Source organism: Pseudomonas sp. LS2P72 (assembly GCF_054897865.1).
In genome coordinates this window covers 1,843,238-1,857,712 of sequence record NZ_CM142708.1, presented here as the reverse complement: position 1 = coordinate 1,857,712, position 14,475 = coordinate 1,843,238, and the positions used below count along the sequence as shown (strand labels likewise).

Annotated in this window: 15 protein-coding genes; 2 read left to right on the top strand and 13 right to left on the bottom strand. The window is 57.8% G+C overall.

The window, feature by feature from the left end; translation table 11 throughout:
* The first annotated feature begins 92 nt into the window (after positions 1-92).
* Positions 93-416 (top strand): ferredoxin FdxA, encoded by a 324-nt coding sequence (gene fdxA, locus ACYZUA_RS08565; RefSeq protein WP_093412508.1) that lies wholly within the window; start codon positions 93-95, stop codon positions 414-416.
* A 484-nt stretch (positions 417-900) separates the two neighbouring features.
* Here fdxA and rpoS read toward each other — a convergent pair whose 3' ends face one another.
* The 8 genes from rpoS to ACYZUA_RS08525 all read right to left on the bottom strand — a co-directional run bounded on the left by rpoS (position 901) and on the right by ACYZUA_RS08525 (position 8,045).
* Entirely contained in the window at positions 901-1,908 is a 1,008-nt protein-coding gene (gene rpoS / locus ACYZUA_RS08560; RefSeq protein WP_054047143.1) for an RNA polymerase sigma factor RpoS, read from the bottom strand.
* Positions 1,909-2,013: 105 nt separating this feature from the next.
* Positions 2,014-2,871: a peptidoglycan DD-metalloendopeptidase family protein gene (locus ACYZUA_RS08555; RefSeq protein ID WP_461962742.1), complete on the bottom strand. Its 858-nt coding sequence runs from the start codon at positions 2,869-2,871 to the stop codon at positions 2,014-2,016.
* A 211-nt stretch (positions 2,872-3,082) separates the two neighbouring features.
* Complete coding sequence (locus ACYZUA_RS08550; protein WP_177327881.1) at positions 3,083-3,718, bottom strand: protein-L-isoaspartate(D-aspartate) O-methyltransferase; 636 nt, start codon at positions 3,716-3,718, stop codon at positions 3,083-3,085.
* Positions 3,719-3,759: 41 nt separating this feature from the next.
* Positions 3,760-4,509, bottom strand: a complete 750-nt coding sequence (gene surE / locus ACYZUA_RS08545) for a 5'/3'-nucleotidase SurE (protein ID WP_461962741.1) — start codon at positions 4,507-4,509, stop codon at positions 3,760-3,762.
* A complete protein-coding gene (gene truD / locus ACYZUA_RS08540) occupies positions 4,497-5,555 on the bottom strand; it encodes a tRNA pseudouridine(13) synthase TruD (protein ID WP_461962740.1) in 1,059 nt (352 codons plus the stop codon). The genes surE and truD overlap by 13 nt, the downstream gene beginning before the upstream one ends.
* Entirely contained in the window at positions 5,552-6,025 is a 474-nt protein-coding gene (gene ispF / locus ACYZUA_RS08535) for a 2-C-methyl-D-erythritol 2,4-cyclodiphosphate synthase (protein WP_461962739.1), read from the bottom strand. Before ispF ends, truD begins: the two co-directional genes overlap by 4 nt.
* Positions 6,026-6,078: 53 nt before the next feature.
* The gene (gene fghA, locus ACYZUA_RS08530; protein WP_461962738.1) at positions 6,079-6,924 is read right to left on the bottom strand and encodes an S-formylglutathione hydrolase; all 846 of its coding nucleotides are present in this window, start codon (positions 6,922-6,924) and stop codon (positions 6,079-6,081) included.
* Positions 6,925-6,932: 8 nt separating this feature from the next.
* On the bottom strand, positions 6,933-8,045 hold the full coding sequence (locus tag ACYZUA_RS08525; RefSeq protein ID WP_033059912.1) for an S-(hydroxymethyl)glutathione dehydrogenase/class III alcohol dehydrogenase: 1,113 nt from the start codon (positions 8,043-8,045) through the stop codon (positions 6,933-6,935).
* Between the two features lie 107 nt (positions 8,046-8,152).
* Between ACYZUA_RS08525 and ACYZUA_RS08520 the strand changes: the two genes are divergently transcribed.
* Complete coding sequence (locus tag ACYZUA_RS08520; RefSeq protein ID WP_309676886.1) at positions 8,153-9,049, top strand: LysR family transcriptional regulator; 897 nt, start codon at positions 8,153-8,155, stop codon at positions 9,047-9,049.
* 136 nt (positions 9,050-9,185) lie between these two features.
* Here ACYZUA_RS08520 and ispD read toward each other — a convergent pair whose 3' ends face one another.
* The 5 genes from ispD to ACYZUA_RS08495 form a co-directional block, all read right to left on the bottom strand.
* Complete coding sequence (gene ispD / locus ACYZUA_RS08515) at positions 9,186-9,893, bottom strand: 2-C-methyl-D-erythritol 4-phosphate cytidylyltransferase (RefSeq protein ID WP_461962737.1); 708 nt, start codon at positions 9,891-9,893, stop codon at positions 9,186-9,188.
* Positions 9,890-10,168 (bottom strand): cell division protein FtsB, encoded by a 279-nt coding sequence (gene ftsB / locus ACYZUA_RS08510; protein ID WP_008028992.1) that lies wholly within the window; start codon positions 10,166-10,168, stop codon positions 9,890-9,892. The genes ispD and ftsB overlap by 4 nt, the downstream gene beginning before the upstream one ends.
* A gap of 172 nt (positions 10,169-10,340) precedes the next feature.
* Positions 10,341-11,630 (bottom strand): phosphopyruvate hydratase, encoded by a 1,290-nt coding sequence (gene eno, locus ACYZUA_RS08505; RefSeq protein WP_056739170.1) that lies wholly within the window; start codon positions 11,628-11,630, stop codon positions 10,341-10,343.
* Between the two features lie 163 nt (positions 11,631-11,793).
* A complete protein-coding gene (kdsA, locus tag ACYZUA_RS08500) occupies positions 11,794-12,639 on the bottom strand; it encodes a 3-deoxy-8-phosphooctulonate synthase (RefSeq protein WP_461962736.1) in 846 nt (281 codons plus the stop codon).
* 5 nt (positions 12,640-12,644) lie between these two features.
* Entirely contained in the window at positions 12,645-14,276 is a 1,632-nt protein-coding gene (locus ACYZUA_RS08495) for a CTP synthase (RefSeq protein ID WP_461962735.1), read from the bottom strand.
* Between the last annotated feature and the right edge of the window lie 199 nt (positions 14,277-14,475).

Sequence of the window (14,475 nt, the reverse complement as noted above, 5' to 3'; positions counted from 1 at the left end):
GCTTATAGCCTGACCAGCAGACTATCGCTCCCAAACCTGGCGACCCCAACGTGAAGGGGCTCCGCTGCCGCCGCCTGAGGAGAAAATTAGAAATGACCTTCGTCGTCACCGACAACTGCATCAAGTGCAAGTACACCGACTGCGTAGAAGTCTGTCCGGTGGACTGCTTTTACGAAGGCCCGAACTTCCTGGTGATTCACCCGGATGAGTGCATCGACTGCGCACTGTGCGAACCAGAATGCCCTGCCGTGGCCATCTTCTCCGAAGATGAAGTCCCGGAAGACATGCAGGAGTTTATTCAGTTGAACGTTGAGCTGGCGGAAATCTGGCCCAACATCACCGAGAAGAAAGAATCGATGCCCGATGCCGAAGAGTGGGATGGCGTCAAAGGCAAGATCAAAGACCTCGAACGCTGATTACCCCGTGTTCTCGAAAAGGCCCTTGTGGGCCTTTTTGCTTTTGCGCAGGCAAAAAAAAAGGGGCGGTTTGACCCGCCCACATTTTTCCCTATTCCCTGTGTTCCTATTCATCATCCTGATGAATCGCTTCCTGCGATGTCCTTTCCCCTCATCCTTGAAGGGTGTGTCTGTCCGTCGACACAATTCAGATACTAGAGAGTTCCCTGGCAAGAGCAATCACCCTCGTTAGCTGAAACTGGCTGTCACAAGTTATTAATATTAAAAAATAAGCAAATAAATCAATTAGTTAAACATCTCGCACGTAGGAATATGTACGACTGCTACTCATTGAATTAGCGAACACTTACGAAAGAGTAAGCAAACACTTACAGCGAGAGACTACAAACCAGAGATGATGATGGAGGGACCTTCCGGCCTGTTTCCCAGGTAATAAAAAACCCCGAACCAGTCGGGGCTTCCTAATGCCAGCCAGCAAAATTACTTATTGAAACAGCGACTCGCTCGACAGGCCATTCTTCTCGAGAATCTCCCGAAGACGCTTCAGGCCTTCAACCTGAATCTGTCTGACCCGTTCCCGGGTCAGTCCAATCTCCAGGCCTACATCTTCAAGCGTGCTGCTCTCGTGACCGCGCAGGCCAAAGCGGCGTATCACCACTTCACGCTGCTTGTCGGTCAGTTCCGAGAGCCATTGATCGATGCTCTGGGACAGGTCGTCATCCTGCAACAGTTCACATGGATCGGTTGGACGGTCATCGGTAAGGGTGTCCAGCAGGGTTTTATCCGAATCCGGACCCAGTGAGACGTCGACCGAAGAAACCCGCTCGTTCAGGCCAAGCATGCGCTTGACCTCTCCCACCGGTTTTTCCAGCAGGTTGGCAATTTCTTCGGGTGAGGGTTCGTGATCGAGTTTTTGCGTCAGCTCCCGTGCAGCCCGCAGGTACACGTTGAGCTCTTTGACCACATGAATCGGCAACCGGATGGTCCGGGTCTGATTCATGATCGCGCGCTCGATGGTCTGACGAATCCACCAGGTCGCGTAGGTCGAAAAGCGGAAGCCGCGTTCGGGGTCGAACTTCTCTACCGCCCGGATAAGCCCGAGGTTGCCCTCTTCGATCAGGTCCAGCAGCGACAGGCCACGATTGACGTAACGCCGGGCGATTTTCACCACCAGCCGCAGGTTACTTTCAATCATGCGCTTGCGCCCAGCCGGATCTCCACTTTGCGACAAGCGCGCAAAATGAACTTCTTCTTCGGGGGACAGCAGAGGGGAAAAGCCAATCTCATTGAGGTACAGCTGCGTCGCATCGAGCGCACGCGTGTAGTCAATGTACTTGTGTTGCTTTAACGAAGCGGAGTGTTTGGATTTGGCACGAACGGAAGGTGGAGCAGCCCCTTCATCATTCGACATCGAATCCGTAGCGATGCCGGTCTCCATCAGGAGAACCTCATCGTCGATGTCAAACTCCGGCACTTCTTTACTGAGAGCCATTGTTATAGTCCTTTGGTGAGTTCGACCTCAGGCTCAAGCGGCGCCTATATCCTTGGCAACGCTGGAGCCTGTTCCCTCTACGCGACGGAACAGGCTGGAAAGCGATCAACGACGTGGCAGGAATTGCAGCGGATCTACAGGTTTACCTTGTCGGCGAATCTCAAAATGCAGCTTCACCCGGTCTGTACCCGTTGACCCCATTTCGGCAATTGTCTGTCCGACCTTGACCTGCTGCCCCTCCCGAACCAACAGCCTGCGATTATGTCCGTAGGCACTGACGTAGGTATCGCTGTGTTTGATGATGACTAATTCGCCGTAGCCCCTTAAGCCACTCCCGGCGTATACCACCGTCCCATCAGACGCAGCTAAAACAGGCTGTCCCAAATCCCCGGCGATATCAATTCCTTTATTCAAACTGCCGTTTGAAGAGAATTTTCCAATAAGAATGCCATTAGATGGCCACCCCCAGCCGGTCGGGGCCGGACCGGCAGGAGGCATCGGAGCAGGGGTCGACTTGCTGGCGACGGACGGTGCAACCACTGCTGTGCTCGTAGTTGCGCCATTCGCCTGGCGCCGGATAACCGTGGTTTTCAGCGACGAAGAAGGTGTTGAATCAATGGAGCTGACCATCGGCGTCGGCGTTGAACCAGTGCGACCGTCAAAGCGAATCGTCTGACCCGGATGGATCGTATAAGGCGTAGGAATGTTGTTGCGTGCCGCGAGGGCTTTGTAGTCCCAGCCGTAGCGAAAGGCGATGGAGAACAAGGTGTCTTTAGGTCGGACGACGTATTGACCCGTGGTCACTGCCGGACGCTGGGCGACGGCTTTGTTGCGATCGACGACGCGTACTTCACTCGACTTGTTGCTGGAGCAACCGACCAGCAAGGTGCTCAAGACAAGGCCAGTCACCAGGCGCTGATAGCTCGTTTTACCCATTCGCTGCGCAATGACTGTGAGACTCACCCGCCGCTCCCTTTGTGGTGGCTGAAAATGTGGATTGCCGTGGTCCGGCATGAAATGTCGCAAGTATAACGGGCCGTGCAGGCTTTACCTTTAATGAAGCGAATTGGCTTCGCGCACACGTTTGCTGCCTGACGATGAATCCCGTTTAACTGATCGATGCCGCTGTAAGACAGGAGCAATCGAAGAGAATTCAGCGCCCTGAAACAAATGCTCAGGCAAGTGGCCCATTGAGTAACGGGACGAAGCGAACAGCCCCCAGAACACGCCTGGAAAAGCCCTGTTCCTCCCGGATGATCAGCATCAATTGTTGAACCTCACCCGATCCGACCGGGATCACCAGTCGCCCTCCCGGCGCCAATTGATCAAGCAGCGCCTGAGGCACATCGGTCGCCACCGCGGTCACGATAATGCCGTTGTAAGGTGCCAGCGCTGGCCAGCCTTCCCAACCATCGCCCCAGCGGAACACCACGTTGCGCAGGTTCAGCTCCACCAGGCGCTCCTTGGCCCGATCCTGCAGAACCTTGATGCGCTCGACGGAAAATACCCGCTCGACCAGTTGTGACAACACCGCCGTCTGATAACCCGAGCCGGTGCCGATTTCCATCACCTTGTCGAGAGGACCAGCCTCCAGCAGCAACTCACTCATGCGAGCCACCATATAAGGCTGCGAGATGGTCTGGTTATTGCCGATCGGCAGCGCCGTGTCTTCGTAGGCACGGTGAGCCAGCGCCTCGTCGACGAACAGGTGACGCGGGGTACGGCGAATGACTTCCAGCACCTTGGCGTTACAAATCCCCTCTTCATACAGGCGCTGAATAAGGCGTTCGCGGGTCCGCTGAGAGGTCATCCCGATGCCGCGACGCAGAATATCGTCTTGTTCACGAGCCATTAGTTCAGCCCCTCCAGCCAGCCATCGAGACTTCTGAAGGCATCATTAAAGGTGCGATCCAGTTGCAGTGGGGTGATTGAAACATAGCCTTGCATCACCGCATGAAAATCGGTGCCCGGGCCGCCGTCTTCGGCATCCCCTGCCGCCGCAATCCAGTAACCGGATTTACCGCGCGGATCGACCACTTTCATCGGCGCTGCAGCACGTGCGCGATGTCCGAGGCGGGTCAGCTGAATACCGCGGATGTGATCCAGCGGCAAATTGGGAATGTTCACGTTCAGTACCGTACGCGGTGGCAGTACAAGGTCCGCGTGAGCCTCCACCAGTTTGCGCGCAAAGTACGCGGCTGTGGGAAGGTTCTCCACTTGCCGTGAGACCAACGAAAAGGCAAACGAAGGACGCGCCAGGAAACGTCCCTCGAGGGCCGCCGCCACAGTGCCGGAATACAACACGTCATCCCCCAGGTTGGCGCCCAGGTTGATGCCCGAAACCACCATGTCCGCCTCGCGTTCCAGCAAGCCATTGAGGCCCAGGTGCACGCAATCGGTCGGTGTGCCATTGAGGCTGATAAAGCCGTTGGCCAGGGTTTGCGGATGTAACGGACGGTCGAGCGTCAGCGAGCTGCTGGCGCCGCTTTTGTCTTGGTCCGGGGCGATAACCACACATTCGGTGTAATCCGCCAGCGCAGCATAAAGCGCGGCGAGACCGGGTGCGGTTACCCCATCGTCGTTAGAAATCAGAATACGCATGGGCTGTCCGTCTGCCCCACCGGCACCAGATCAACAAGCTCGCGCACCAATACGGTGGCGAAGCATCCGGCCGGGAGGACGAATTCCAGTTGCAGAATGTCAGGCTCGGGATAATGCCACGTCAACCCACCAATGGGCAGCCGCAGGATGCGACGTTCGTGGCTCATACCGGCGTTAATCAACCAATCACGCAAATCCGCCTCGCGAGTGGCGATTGCCTGCTCCAGTTCATGGACAGCGCCCGTCGTCGGCGAGTCACCTTCGCCCCACTGCGGACCGGTCGGGTGCAGATCGAGAATTGCCAGACGCGGGTCGCTGCACTCGGCAACACCTGCCGGAAAGAAGCTGCGGCTGTCGGTGAAGGCCAGCAGATCGCCAACCTGGGCACGCTGCCAGCTGCCATCGGCGACGCGGGCCGCCAACACCTGATTAAACAGAAAACTGCGCGCCGTAGAGAGCAGACGCGAACGCACGTTGCGCTGCTCCGGCAACGCTTTACGCGCCGCCCAGGCACGGGCATCGACCACGTTACCGCCGTCAAACCCGAAACGCTGGGCGCCGAAATAATTGGGAATACCTTGCTTGGCGATCAGTTGCAGACGCTCCTCGATCGCCGCTTTGTCGCCAGCGAATTGCGTCAGTCGCAACGTGAAGCCATTGGCCGAGTGAGCACCGCGTTGCAGCTTGCGTTTGTGCCGGCCGGTCTTGAGGATTTTCAGCGTATCGTTTTCCGCCGCCGACAGATCAGGATCGGCCTTGCCCGGCAATTGCACGCTGAACCACTGGCGAGTCAACGCCTGACGATCCTTGAGGCCCGCGTAACTGACGGTGCGCAATGGCACGCCCCCTGCCTTGGCGATCCGCCGTGCCGCTTCTTCGGTATTCAGACCGCGCTTTTCCACCCAGATCCACAAGTGTTCGCCGTCGCCACTGAGGGGGATATCGAGGACTTCATCGACCTGAAAATCTTCCGCCGTGGCTTTCAATACTGCGGTGCCGAGGGCTTCGCCATAGGCCCGAGGGCCGAGCAATTGCAGTTCGTTCATGCGCGCAGCAACAAGGCAACGGAGTGCACGGCAATGCCTTCTTCGCGACCGACAAAGCCGAGCTTTTCGGTGGTGGTAGCTTTCACGTTCACTTGATCCAACTCAACTTGAAGATCCGCGGCAATCAGCGCGCGCATCGATTCGATATGCGGGGCCATTTTCGGCGCCTGGGCGACGATGGTGTTATCGACGTTGCCGACTTTCCAGCCCTTGGCGTGGATCAGTGCGACGACATGACGCAACAGCACACGGCTGTCGACGCCCTTGAATGTCGGGTCGGTGTCCGGGAAATGCTTGCCGATATCACCCAGCGCAGCGGCGCCGAGCAAGGCATCGCTCAAGGCGTGCAGCAGGACGTCACCGTCGGAATGAGCGAGCAGCCCGAAGCCGTGTGCAATCCGCACGCCGCCCAGAGTAATGAAATCGCCTTCAGCGAAACGGTGCACATCATAGCCGTGGCCAATACGCATAAAAAAACGCCCCGATTTTTGTCAGGGCGTGATTCTACCTGCTTTGTCGAACATTAGGCGCTTAGAGCGCGCCCATGATGTTGCAAGTGGTCGTCGATGAAACTGGCGATGAAGAAATAGCTGTGGTCGTAGCCGGGTTGCAGGCGCAACGTCAGCGGGTGACCGGCCAGCTTGGCGGCCTGTTGCAAGGCTTCAGGCTTGAGTTGAGTGGCCAGGAAATCGTCGCGATCACCTTGGTCGACCAGCAGCGGCAACTTCTCGCTCGCTTCGGCAATCAGGACGCAGGCATCCCACTCGCGCCACTTCGATCGATCTTCCCCCAGGTAGCGGGAAAAGGCCTTCTGACCCCAAGGGCAGTCCATCGGATTGTTGATCGGCGAGAACGCCGACACAGACTGATAACGCCCCGGATTACGCAGCGCGCAGACCAAAGCACCGTGGCCACCCATGGAGTGACCGCTGATGCCGCGCTTGTCCGACGCCGGGAAATGGGCTTCGACCAATGCGGGCAATTCCTGCACAACATAGTCATGCATCCGATAGTGACGGGACCAGGGTTCCTGCGTGGCATTCAGATAAAACCCGGCACCGAGACCGAAGTCCCAGGCGCCATCCGGATCACCCGGCACATCGGGACCGCGAGGGCTGGTGTCCGGTGCAACGATGATCAGCCCAAGCTCGGCGGCCATGCGCATGGCGCCGGCCTTCTGCATGAAGTTTTCGTCGGTGCAGGTCAGGCCGGATAACCAATACAGCACCGGCAGTTTGCCGCCCTGCTCCGCTTGCGGCGGCAGGTACACGGCGAACACCATGTCGCAGCCGAGTACATCGGAGCGGTGCCGATAGCGTTTGTGCCAGCCGCCGAAGCTTTTCTGGCAGGAGATATTTTCCAGGCTCATGACCGACCTCAGAAATGGATGACGGAACGGATGCTCTTGCCTTCATGCATCAGGTCGAACGCCTTGTTGATATCTTCCAGGCCCATCGTATGGGTGATGAAAGTATCGAGCGGGATTTCGCCGGTTTCAGCCATCTCGACATAGCTTGGCAACTCGGTACGGCCACGCACGCCACCGAACGCCGAACCGCGCCAGACGCGACCGGTCACCAACTGGAATGGACGCGTGGAGATTTCCTGGCCAGCACCGGCGACGCCGATGATTACCGACTCGCCCCAACCCTTGTGGCAGCACTCAAGTGCAGCGCGCATCAATTGCACGTTGCCGATGCATTCGAAGGAAAAGTCGACGCCGCCATCAGTCATGTCGACGATGACTTCCTGGATCGGACGATCGAAATCTTTCGGGTTCACACAATCGGTTGCACCCAACTGCTTGGCGATCTCGAATTTGGCCGGGTTGATGTCGATGGCGATGATCCGCGCAGCCTTGGCTTTGACGGCGCCGATCACCGCCGACAGACCGATGCCGCCGAGGCCGAAAATGGCGACGGTATCACCAGGTTTTACCTTGGCGGTATTGAGGACTGCACCGATGCCGGTGGTGACACCGCAACCCAGCAGGCAGACTTTTTCCAGTGGCGCTTCTTTTGGAATTTTGGCGACGGAGATTTCCGGCAGCACGGTGTACTCGGAGAACGTCGACGTCCCCATGTAGTGGAAAATGGGTTGGCCTTTGTAGGAAAAGCGCGAAGTGCCATCCGGCATCAGGCCTTTGCCCTGAGTCGCGCGAATTGCCTGACACAGGTTGGTTTTGCCCGACAGACAGAATTTGCACTGGCGGCATTCCGGGGTGTACAGCGGGATCACGTGATCGCCGACTGCGACGGAGGTCACGCCCTCGCCGATCGCCTCAACCACCGCGCCACCTTCATGACCGAGGATCGACGGGAAGATACCTTCCGGGTCCGCGCCCGACAACGTGTAAGCATCGGTATGGCAGACACCGGAGGCAACCACACGCAGCAGGACTTCACCGGCCTTGGGCATGGCGACATCGACTTCAACGATCTCGAGGGGTTTCTTCGCCTCGAAGGCAACGGCAGCGCGCGACTTGATCATGTGGATTCTCCAGTGAATAAAAACGAGACAAGGAGTGTAATACACCGCCGGACGGTGAATAATCCGGACAAAAGCAAAACATTATTGCCATACAGGGATAATCCTTGATGTCCGAAAACCGCTGGGAAGGTATCGACGAGTTCGTCGCCGTGGCCGAGTGCAGCCAGTTCACGGCTGCCGCGGAACGCCTCGGGGTTTCTTCCTCCCACATCAGTCGACAAATAGTACGCCTCGAAGAGCGCCTTCAGACGCGACTGCTTTATCGCAGCACTCGCCGGGTCACGCTGACCGAGGCAGGCCAAACATTTCTGCAACATTGCCAGCGTTTACAGGATGGTCGCGAAGAAGCACTGCGAGCGGTGGGTGACCTGACCAGCGAACCCAAAGGCATGCTGCGCATGACCTGCGCCGTGGCGTACGGCGAACGCTTCATCGTGCCGCTGGTAACCCGTTTCATGGGGCTCTATCCGCAACTGCGAATCGACATCGAACTGAGCAACCGCCAACTCGACCTGGTGCATGAAGGCCTGGACCTGGCGATCCGTCTCGGTCGCCTACAGGACTCGCGGCTGGTAGCTACACGTCTGGCGCCACGACGCATGTACCTGTGCGCATCGCCGTCCTACCTGGAACGGTATGGTCGCCCACACAGTCTGTCGGAACTCAGCCGTCACAACTGCCTCATCGGCAGCTCGGACATCTGGCAACTGGAACAGAACGGGCGGGAATTTTCCCAGCGAGTGCAGGGAAACTGGCGCTGCAACAGTGGGCAAGCGGTGCTGGATGCGGCGTTGCAGGGCGTGGGGTTGTGTCAGTTGCCGGATTATTACGTGCTGGAACGCCTGAAAAGCGGTGAGCTGATTTCACTGCTGGACGCGCATCAACCACCGAACACCGCCGTGTGGGCGCTTTATCCGCAGCAACGGCATCTGTCGCCCAAGGTGCGCAAGTTGGTGGATTACTTGAAGGAAGGGTTGGCTGAAAGGCCGGAGTATCGAACTTAGCTCGGCTTGCAGCTTTCAGTGACAGTTTTGTTGACTGATAGACCGCCATCGCGAGCAGGCTCGCTCCTACAGGGAAATGCATTCCATTGTGGGAGTGAGCCTGCTCGCGATAGCGGTTGAATGTTCAACGAGTAATTCAGCGGCGATTAGCCCAGCGCTGACGAAGCCATTCGAGATCTTCGGGGCGCGTGACCTTGAGATTGTCGGATCGACCTTCGATCAAACGCGGCGCCAGACCTGCCCACTCCATCGCCGAAGCTTCGTCAGTGATGACCGCATCGGCCACCAGACTGTCGGCCAATGCCCGATGCAATGCGCCAAGGCGAAACATCTGCGGCGTATAGGCTTGCCAGATCACACTGCGATCTACGGTTTCGACCACACGACCGTGTTTGTCGACCCGTTTGAGGGTATCGCGTGCCGGAACCGCCAGCAGTCCACCGACCGGATCCTCTGCGAGTTCACCCAGCAACTTGTCCAGATCATCACGGCTCAGATTTGGCCGCGCGGCATCATGAACCAGCACCCAATCCCCATCGTCAGCGCCTTGCGCATGCAAATGCAGCAACGCATTGAGTACCGATCCGGAACGCTCGGTACCGCCTTCAACCCGCTGAATTCGCGGATCGCTAGCACACGCCAGGTTCGGCCAATAAGGATCATCAACAGCAAGACTGACCACCAACCCTTTCAGGGAAGGATGATCAAGGAAACAGCCGAGGCTGTGTTCGAGAATTGTGCGCCCGCCCAGTTGCAAGTATTGCTTGGGACGGTCCGCGGCCATACGGGCACCGACGCCCGCGGCAGGAATCACGGCCCAGAAGGCCGGTAACGAAGGGTTCATTGGGCCAACTGGTAAAGGGTTTCACCGTCCTTGACCATGCCCAACTCATGACGAGCCCGCTCTTCAACGGTCTCCATGCCCTTTTTCAATTCACTGACTTCAGCGTCCATCACCCGATTGCGCTCAAGCAGCCCCTCGTTCTCAGCGTGTTGATCTGCGATCTGCTGAGTCAGTTCGGCCACTTGCGCCAGACTGCCATTACCCACCCACAGGCGGTATTGCAGGCCAGCCAGCAGCAGGAGCAAGACGAGGAACAACCAATTGGGACTGCGCATCGAATATCAGGTATCCAGTGAAAAAAGACAGCCATGCCAAAACTTTGAAGCTTCTGATAGCACGAAGCCTGGAAGATCCAGGCTTGTGCTCTTAAGGCATCAGATTAGTGGCAAATCCATCGCTGCTGCGATTTTTCCGACACAATCCGGTGTCTTTTTTACCGTGTAGCAATCAGCCGCGGAATTCGCTGCGACCGTTGTACTTGGCTTTGCCATTCAACTGCTCTTCGATACGCAACAGTTGGTTGTACTTGGAAACGCGGTCGGAACGGCACAGAGAGCCGGTCTTGATCTGGCCAGCCGCGGTGCCCACCGCCAGGTCGGCAATGGTCGAATCTTCGGTTTCGCCGGAGCGGTGCGAGATCACGGCGGTGTAACCAGCGGCCTTGGCCATCTGGATGGCTTCCAGGGTTTCGGTCAGGGTGCCGATCTGGTTGAACTTGATCAGGATCGAGTTGGCGATCTTTTTATCGATGCCTTCTTTCAGGATCTTGGTGTTGGTCACGAACAGGTCGTCGCCTACCAGTTGGATTTTCTCGCCGATCTTGTCGGTGAGGATTTTCCAGCCAGCCCAGTCGGACTCGTCCAGACCGTCTTCGATCGAGATGATCGGATAACGCTCGGTCAGGCCTTTCAGGTAGTCAGCGAAACCTTCAGCGGTGAACACCTGGCCTTCGCCGGACAGGTTGTATTTACCGTCTTCGTAGAATTCGCTGGCCGCGCAGTCCAGTGCCAGGGTCACGTCGGTGCCCAGCTTGTAACCGGCGTTAGCCACGGCTTCGGAGATCACTTTCAAAGCGTCTTCGTTGGAGGCCAGGTTCGGTGCGAAACCACCCTCGTCACCAACAGCAGTGCTCAGGCCACGGGCCTTCAGAACAGCTTTGAGGTGATGGAAAATCTCGGTGCCCATGCGCAGGCCTTCCGAGAAAGACTTGGCGCCTACTGGCTGAACCATGAATTCCTGGATGTCGACGTTGTTATCGGCGTGCTCGCCACCGTTGATGATGTTCATCATCGGAACCGGCATCGAGTAAACACCCGGAGTGCCGTTCAGGTTGGCGATGTGAGCGTACAGCGGCAGGTCCTGGTCCTGCGCGGCTGCCTTGGCGGCTGCCAGGGAAACGGCGAGGATCGCGTTGGCGCCCAGGGAACCTTTGTTTTCGGTACCGTCGAGCTTGATCATCGCGTGATCCAGCGCTTTCTGGTCGCTTGGGTCTGCACCTTTCAACAGGTCGCGGATCGGACCGTTGATGTTGGCGACGGCTTTCAGCACGCCCTTGCCCAGGTAACGGCTCTTGTCGCCATCACGCAGCTCGAGCGCTTCACGCGAGCCAGTGGAAGCACCGGACGGCGCGCAAGCACTGCCGATGATGCCGTTATCGAGAAGCACGTCCGCTTCCACGGTGGGGTTGCCACGGGAGTCGAGAACTTCACGACCTTTGATGTCGACGATTTTTGCCATTGTTGTAAACACTCCAAAGTTGACGAAAACGCTGTAGGAGCACGGCTTGCCGGCGATGGGGCCCTCAAGGACGCCATCGCTGGCAAGCCATGCTCCTACAAGAGCAGTGCGGCCAGCGGGCCTGAGCATTAATTCGTGCGGTACTTTACCGGAGAAATGAGGATTACGCGGTTTCTACCGTCGGAAAACTCTTAACCAGTTCGTCCAAAGCTTTGAGCTGGGCCAGGAATGGCTCCAGTTTGTCCAGACGCAAGGCGCAAGGGCCGTCGCATTTGGCGTTGTCCGGATCCGGATGCGCTTCGAGGAACAGACCGGCCAGCGATTGGCTGATCCCGGCTTTCGCCAGATCGAGCACCTGGGCGCGACGACCGCCGGCAGAATCGGCACGACCGCCGGGCATTTGCAGCGCGTGGGTCACGTCGAAGAACACCGGGTATTCGAACTGCTTCATGATGCCGAAGCCGAGCATGTCGACGACCAGGTTGTTGTAGCCGAAGCTCGATCCGCGTTCGCAGAGGATCAACTGATCGTTACCCGCTTCCACGCATTTGCTCAGGATGTGTTTCATTTCCTGAGGGGCGAGGAACTGGGCTTTCTTGATGTTGATCACCGCGCCGGTCTTGGCCATCGCGACCACAAGGTCAGTCTGGCGCGACAAGAAGGCCGGCAGCTGGATGATGTCGCAGACTTCAGCGACGACCGCGGCCTGATCAGGCTCGTGGACGTCGGTGATGATCGGCACGCCAAACGCTTGCTTGATGTCCTGGAAAATCCGCATGCCTTCTTCCAGGCCGGGGCCACGGTAAGAGGTCACGGAGGACCGGTTGGCCTTGTCGAAGCTGGCCTTGAACACGTAAGGGATACCGAGTTTCTCGGTGACCGTTACGTATTCTTCGCAGACCTGCATCGCCATGTCGCGGCTTTCCAGCACGTTCATGCCACCGAAAAGCACCATTGGCTTGTCGTTGGCAATCTCGATATCGCCTACGCGGATGATCTTCTGGGCCATCGGATTTACGCCTTCTTCTGGTGTTGAACCAAAGCTGCTTTAACGAAACCGCTGAACAACGGGTGACCGTCGCGTGGTGTCGAGGTGAACTCAGGGTGGAACTGGCAAGCGACGAACCATGGATGATCCGGGGCTTCAACCACTTCTACCAGGGCGCCATCACCGGAACGACCGGAGATTTTCAGACCGGCCTCCATGATTTGCGGCAGAAGGTTGTTGTTCACTTCATAGCGGTGACGGTGACGCTCGACGATCACGTCCTTGGCGTAGCAATCGTGCACCAGGGAACCCGGCTCCAGCAGGCAATCCTGAGCGCCAAGGCGCATGGTGCCGCCCAGATCGGAGGTTTCGGTACGGGTTTCGACGGCGCCGGTGGCATCTTCCCACTCGGTGATCAGACCCACGACCGGATGACCGCTTGCACGATCGAACTCGGTGGAGTTGGCGTCTTTCCAGCCCAGCACGTTACGAGCGAACTCGATCACGGCCACTTGCATGCCCAGGCAGATGCCCAGGTACGGAACCTTGTTTTCGCGAGCATATTTAACGGCAGTGATCTTGCCTTCCACGCCACGCAGACCGAAGCCGCCAGGTACCAGGATCGCGTCGACACCTTCCAGCAGCGCAGTGCCCTGGTTTTCGATGTCTTCGGAGTCGATGTAGCGCAGGTTGACCTTGGTGCGGTTGCTGATGCCGGCGTGACTCATCGCTTCGATCAGCGACTTGTAGGCGTCCAGCAATTCCATGTACTTGCCGACCATGGCGATGGTGACTTCATGCTCAGGGTTGAGCTTGGCGTCGACCACGGCTTCCCACTCGGACAGATCGGCGCCGCCACATTGCAGGCCAAAACGCTCGACAACGAAATCATCCAGGCCCTGGGCGTGCAGAATGCCCGGGATCTTGTAGATGGTGTCGGCGTCTTCCAGCGCAATCACCGCACGCTCTTCAACGTTGGTGAACTGAGCGATCTTGCGACGCGAGGAGATATCGATCGGGTGATCGGAACGGCAAACCAGCACGTCAGGCTGCAGGCCGATGGAACGCAGTTCCTTGACCGAGTGCTGGGTTGGCTTGGTTTTGGTTTCGCCGGCAGTGGCGATGTACGGCACCAGTGTCAGGTGCATCAGCATCGCGCGCTTGGCGCCGACTTCGAAACGCAATTGACGGATGGCTTCGAGGAACGGCTGGGATTCGATGTCACCCACGGTGCCACCGATCTCGACCATGGCCACGTCGGCATCGCCGGCACCCTTGATGATCCGGCGCTTGATTTCGTCGGTGATGTGCGGGATCACCTGAATGGTGGCGCCCAGGTAATCACCACGACGCTCTTTGCGCAGGACGTGTTCGTAGACACGGCCGGTGGTGAAGTTGTTGTTCTGGGTCATGGTCGTGCGGATGAACCGCTCGTAGTGGCCCAGGTCCAGGTCGGTCTCGGCGCCGTCGTGGGTGACGAACACTTCACCGTGCTGGAACGGGCTCATGGTGCCCGGGTCAACGTTGATGTACGGGTCCAGCTTCAGCATGGTGACCTTAAGTCCCCGCGCCTCCAGGATGGCCGCCAATGAAGCCGATGCGATGCCTTTCCCCAATGAAGAAACAACACCGCCCGTGACGAATATGTAGCGCGTCATGAAAAACCCTAGAAGTCTGCGTTAAAGCGGTCCGAGCCGCCGGGGAAAGCGAAGGAAGGCCGAAGCCCCCGATCACCTGCATTAATCACAGTGCAACCTTCGAAAAAACCGCCGCGTTGGGACAGACCGGAAGATGAAACACCGGTACGTTGCTCGCTACACATTTTTTGGAATCGCCCAGCAAAGACTGCTTGGTAAT

Coding starts and splice junctions, on each gene's coding strand:
- fdxA (WP_093412508.1), top strand. CDS start 93: ATGACCTTCGTCGTCACCGACAACTGCATCAAGTGCAAGTACACCGAC.
- rpoS (WP_054047143.1), bottom strand. CDS start 1,908: ATGGCTCTCAGTAAAGAAGTGCCGGAGTTTGACATCGACGATGAGGTT.
- ACYZUA_RS08550 (WP_177327881.1), bottom strand. CDS start 3,718: ATGACCTCTCAGCGGACCCGCGAACGCCTTATTCAGCGCCTGTATGAA.
- surE (WP_461962741.1), bottom strand. CDS start 4,509: ATGCGTATTCTGATTTCTAACGACGATGGGGTAACCGCACCCGGTCTC.
- truD (WP_461962740.1), bottom strand. CDS start 5,555: ATGAACGAACTGCAATTGCTCGGCCCTCGGGCCTATGGCGAAGCCCTC.
- ispF (WP_461962739.1), bottom strand. CDS start 6,025: ATGCGTATTGGCCACGGCTATGATGTGCACCGTTTCGCTGAAGGCGAT.
- fghA (WP_461962738.1), bottom strand. CDS start 6,924: ATGAGCCTGGAAAATATCTCCTGCCAGAAAAGCTTCGGCGGCTGGCAC.
- ACYZUA_RS08525 (WP_033059912.1), bottom strand. CDS start 8,045: ATGATCAAGTCGCGCGCTGCCGTTGCCTTCGAGGCGAAGAAACCCCTC.
- ACYZUA_RS08520 (WP_309676886.1), top strand. CDS start 8,153: ATGTCCGAAAACCGCTGGGAAGGTATCGACGAGTTCGTCGCCGTGGCC.
- ispD (WP_461962737.1), bottom strand. CDS start 9,893: ATGAACCCTTCGTTACCGGCCTTCTGGGCCGTGATTCCTGCCGCGGGC.
- ftsB (WP_008028992.1), bottom strand. CDS start 10,168: ATGCGCAGTCCCAATTGGTTGTTCCTCGTCTTGCTCCTGCTGCTGGCT.
- eno (WP_056739170.1), bottom strand. CDS start 11,630: ATGGCAAAAATCGTCGACATCAAAGGTCGTGAAGTTCTCGACTCCCGT.
- kdsA (WP_461962736.1), bottom strand. CDS start 12,639: ATGGCCCAGAAGATCATCCGCGTAGGCGATATCGAGATTGCCAACGAC.
- ACYZUA_RS08495 (WP_461962735.1), bottom strand. CDS start 14,276: ATGACGCGCTACATATTCGTCACGGGCGGTGTTGTTTCTTCATTGGGG.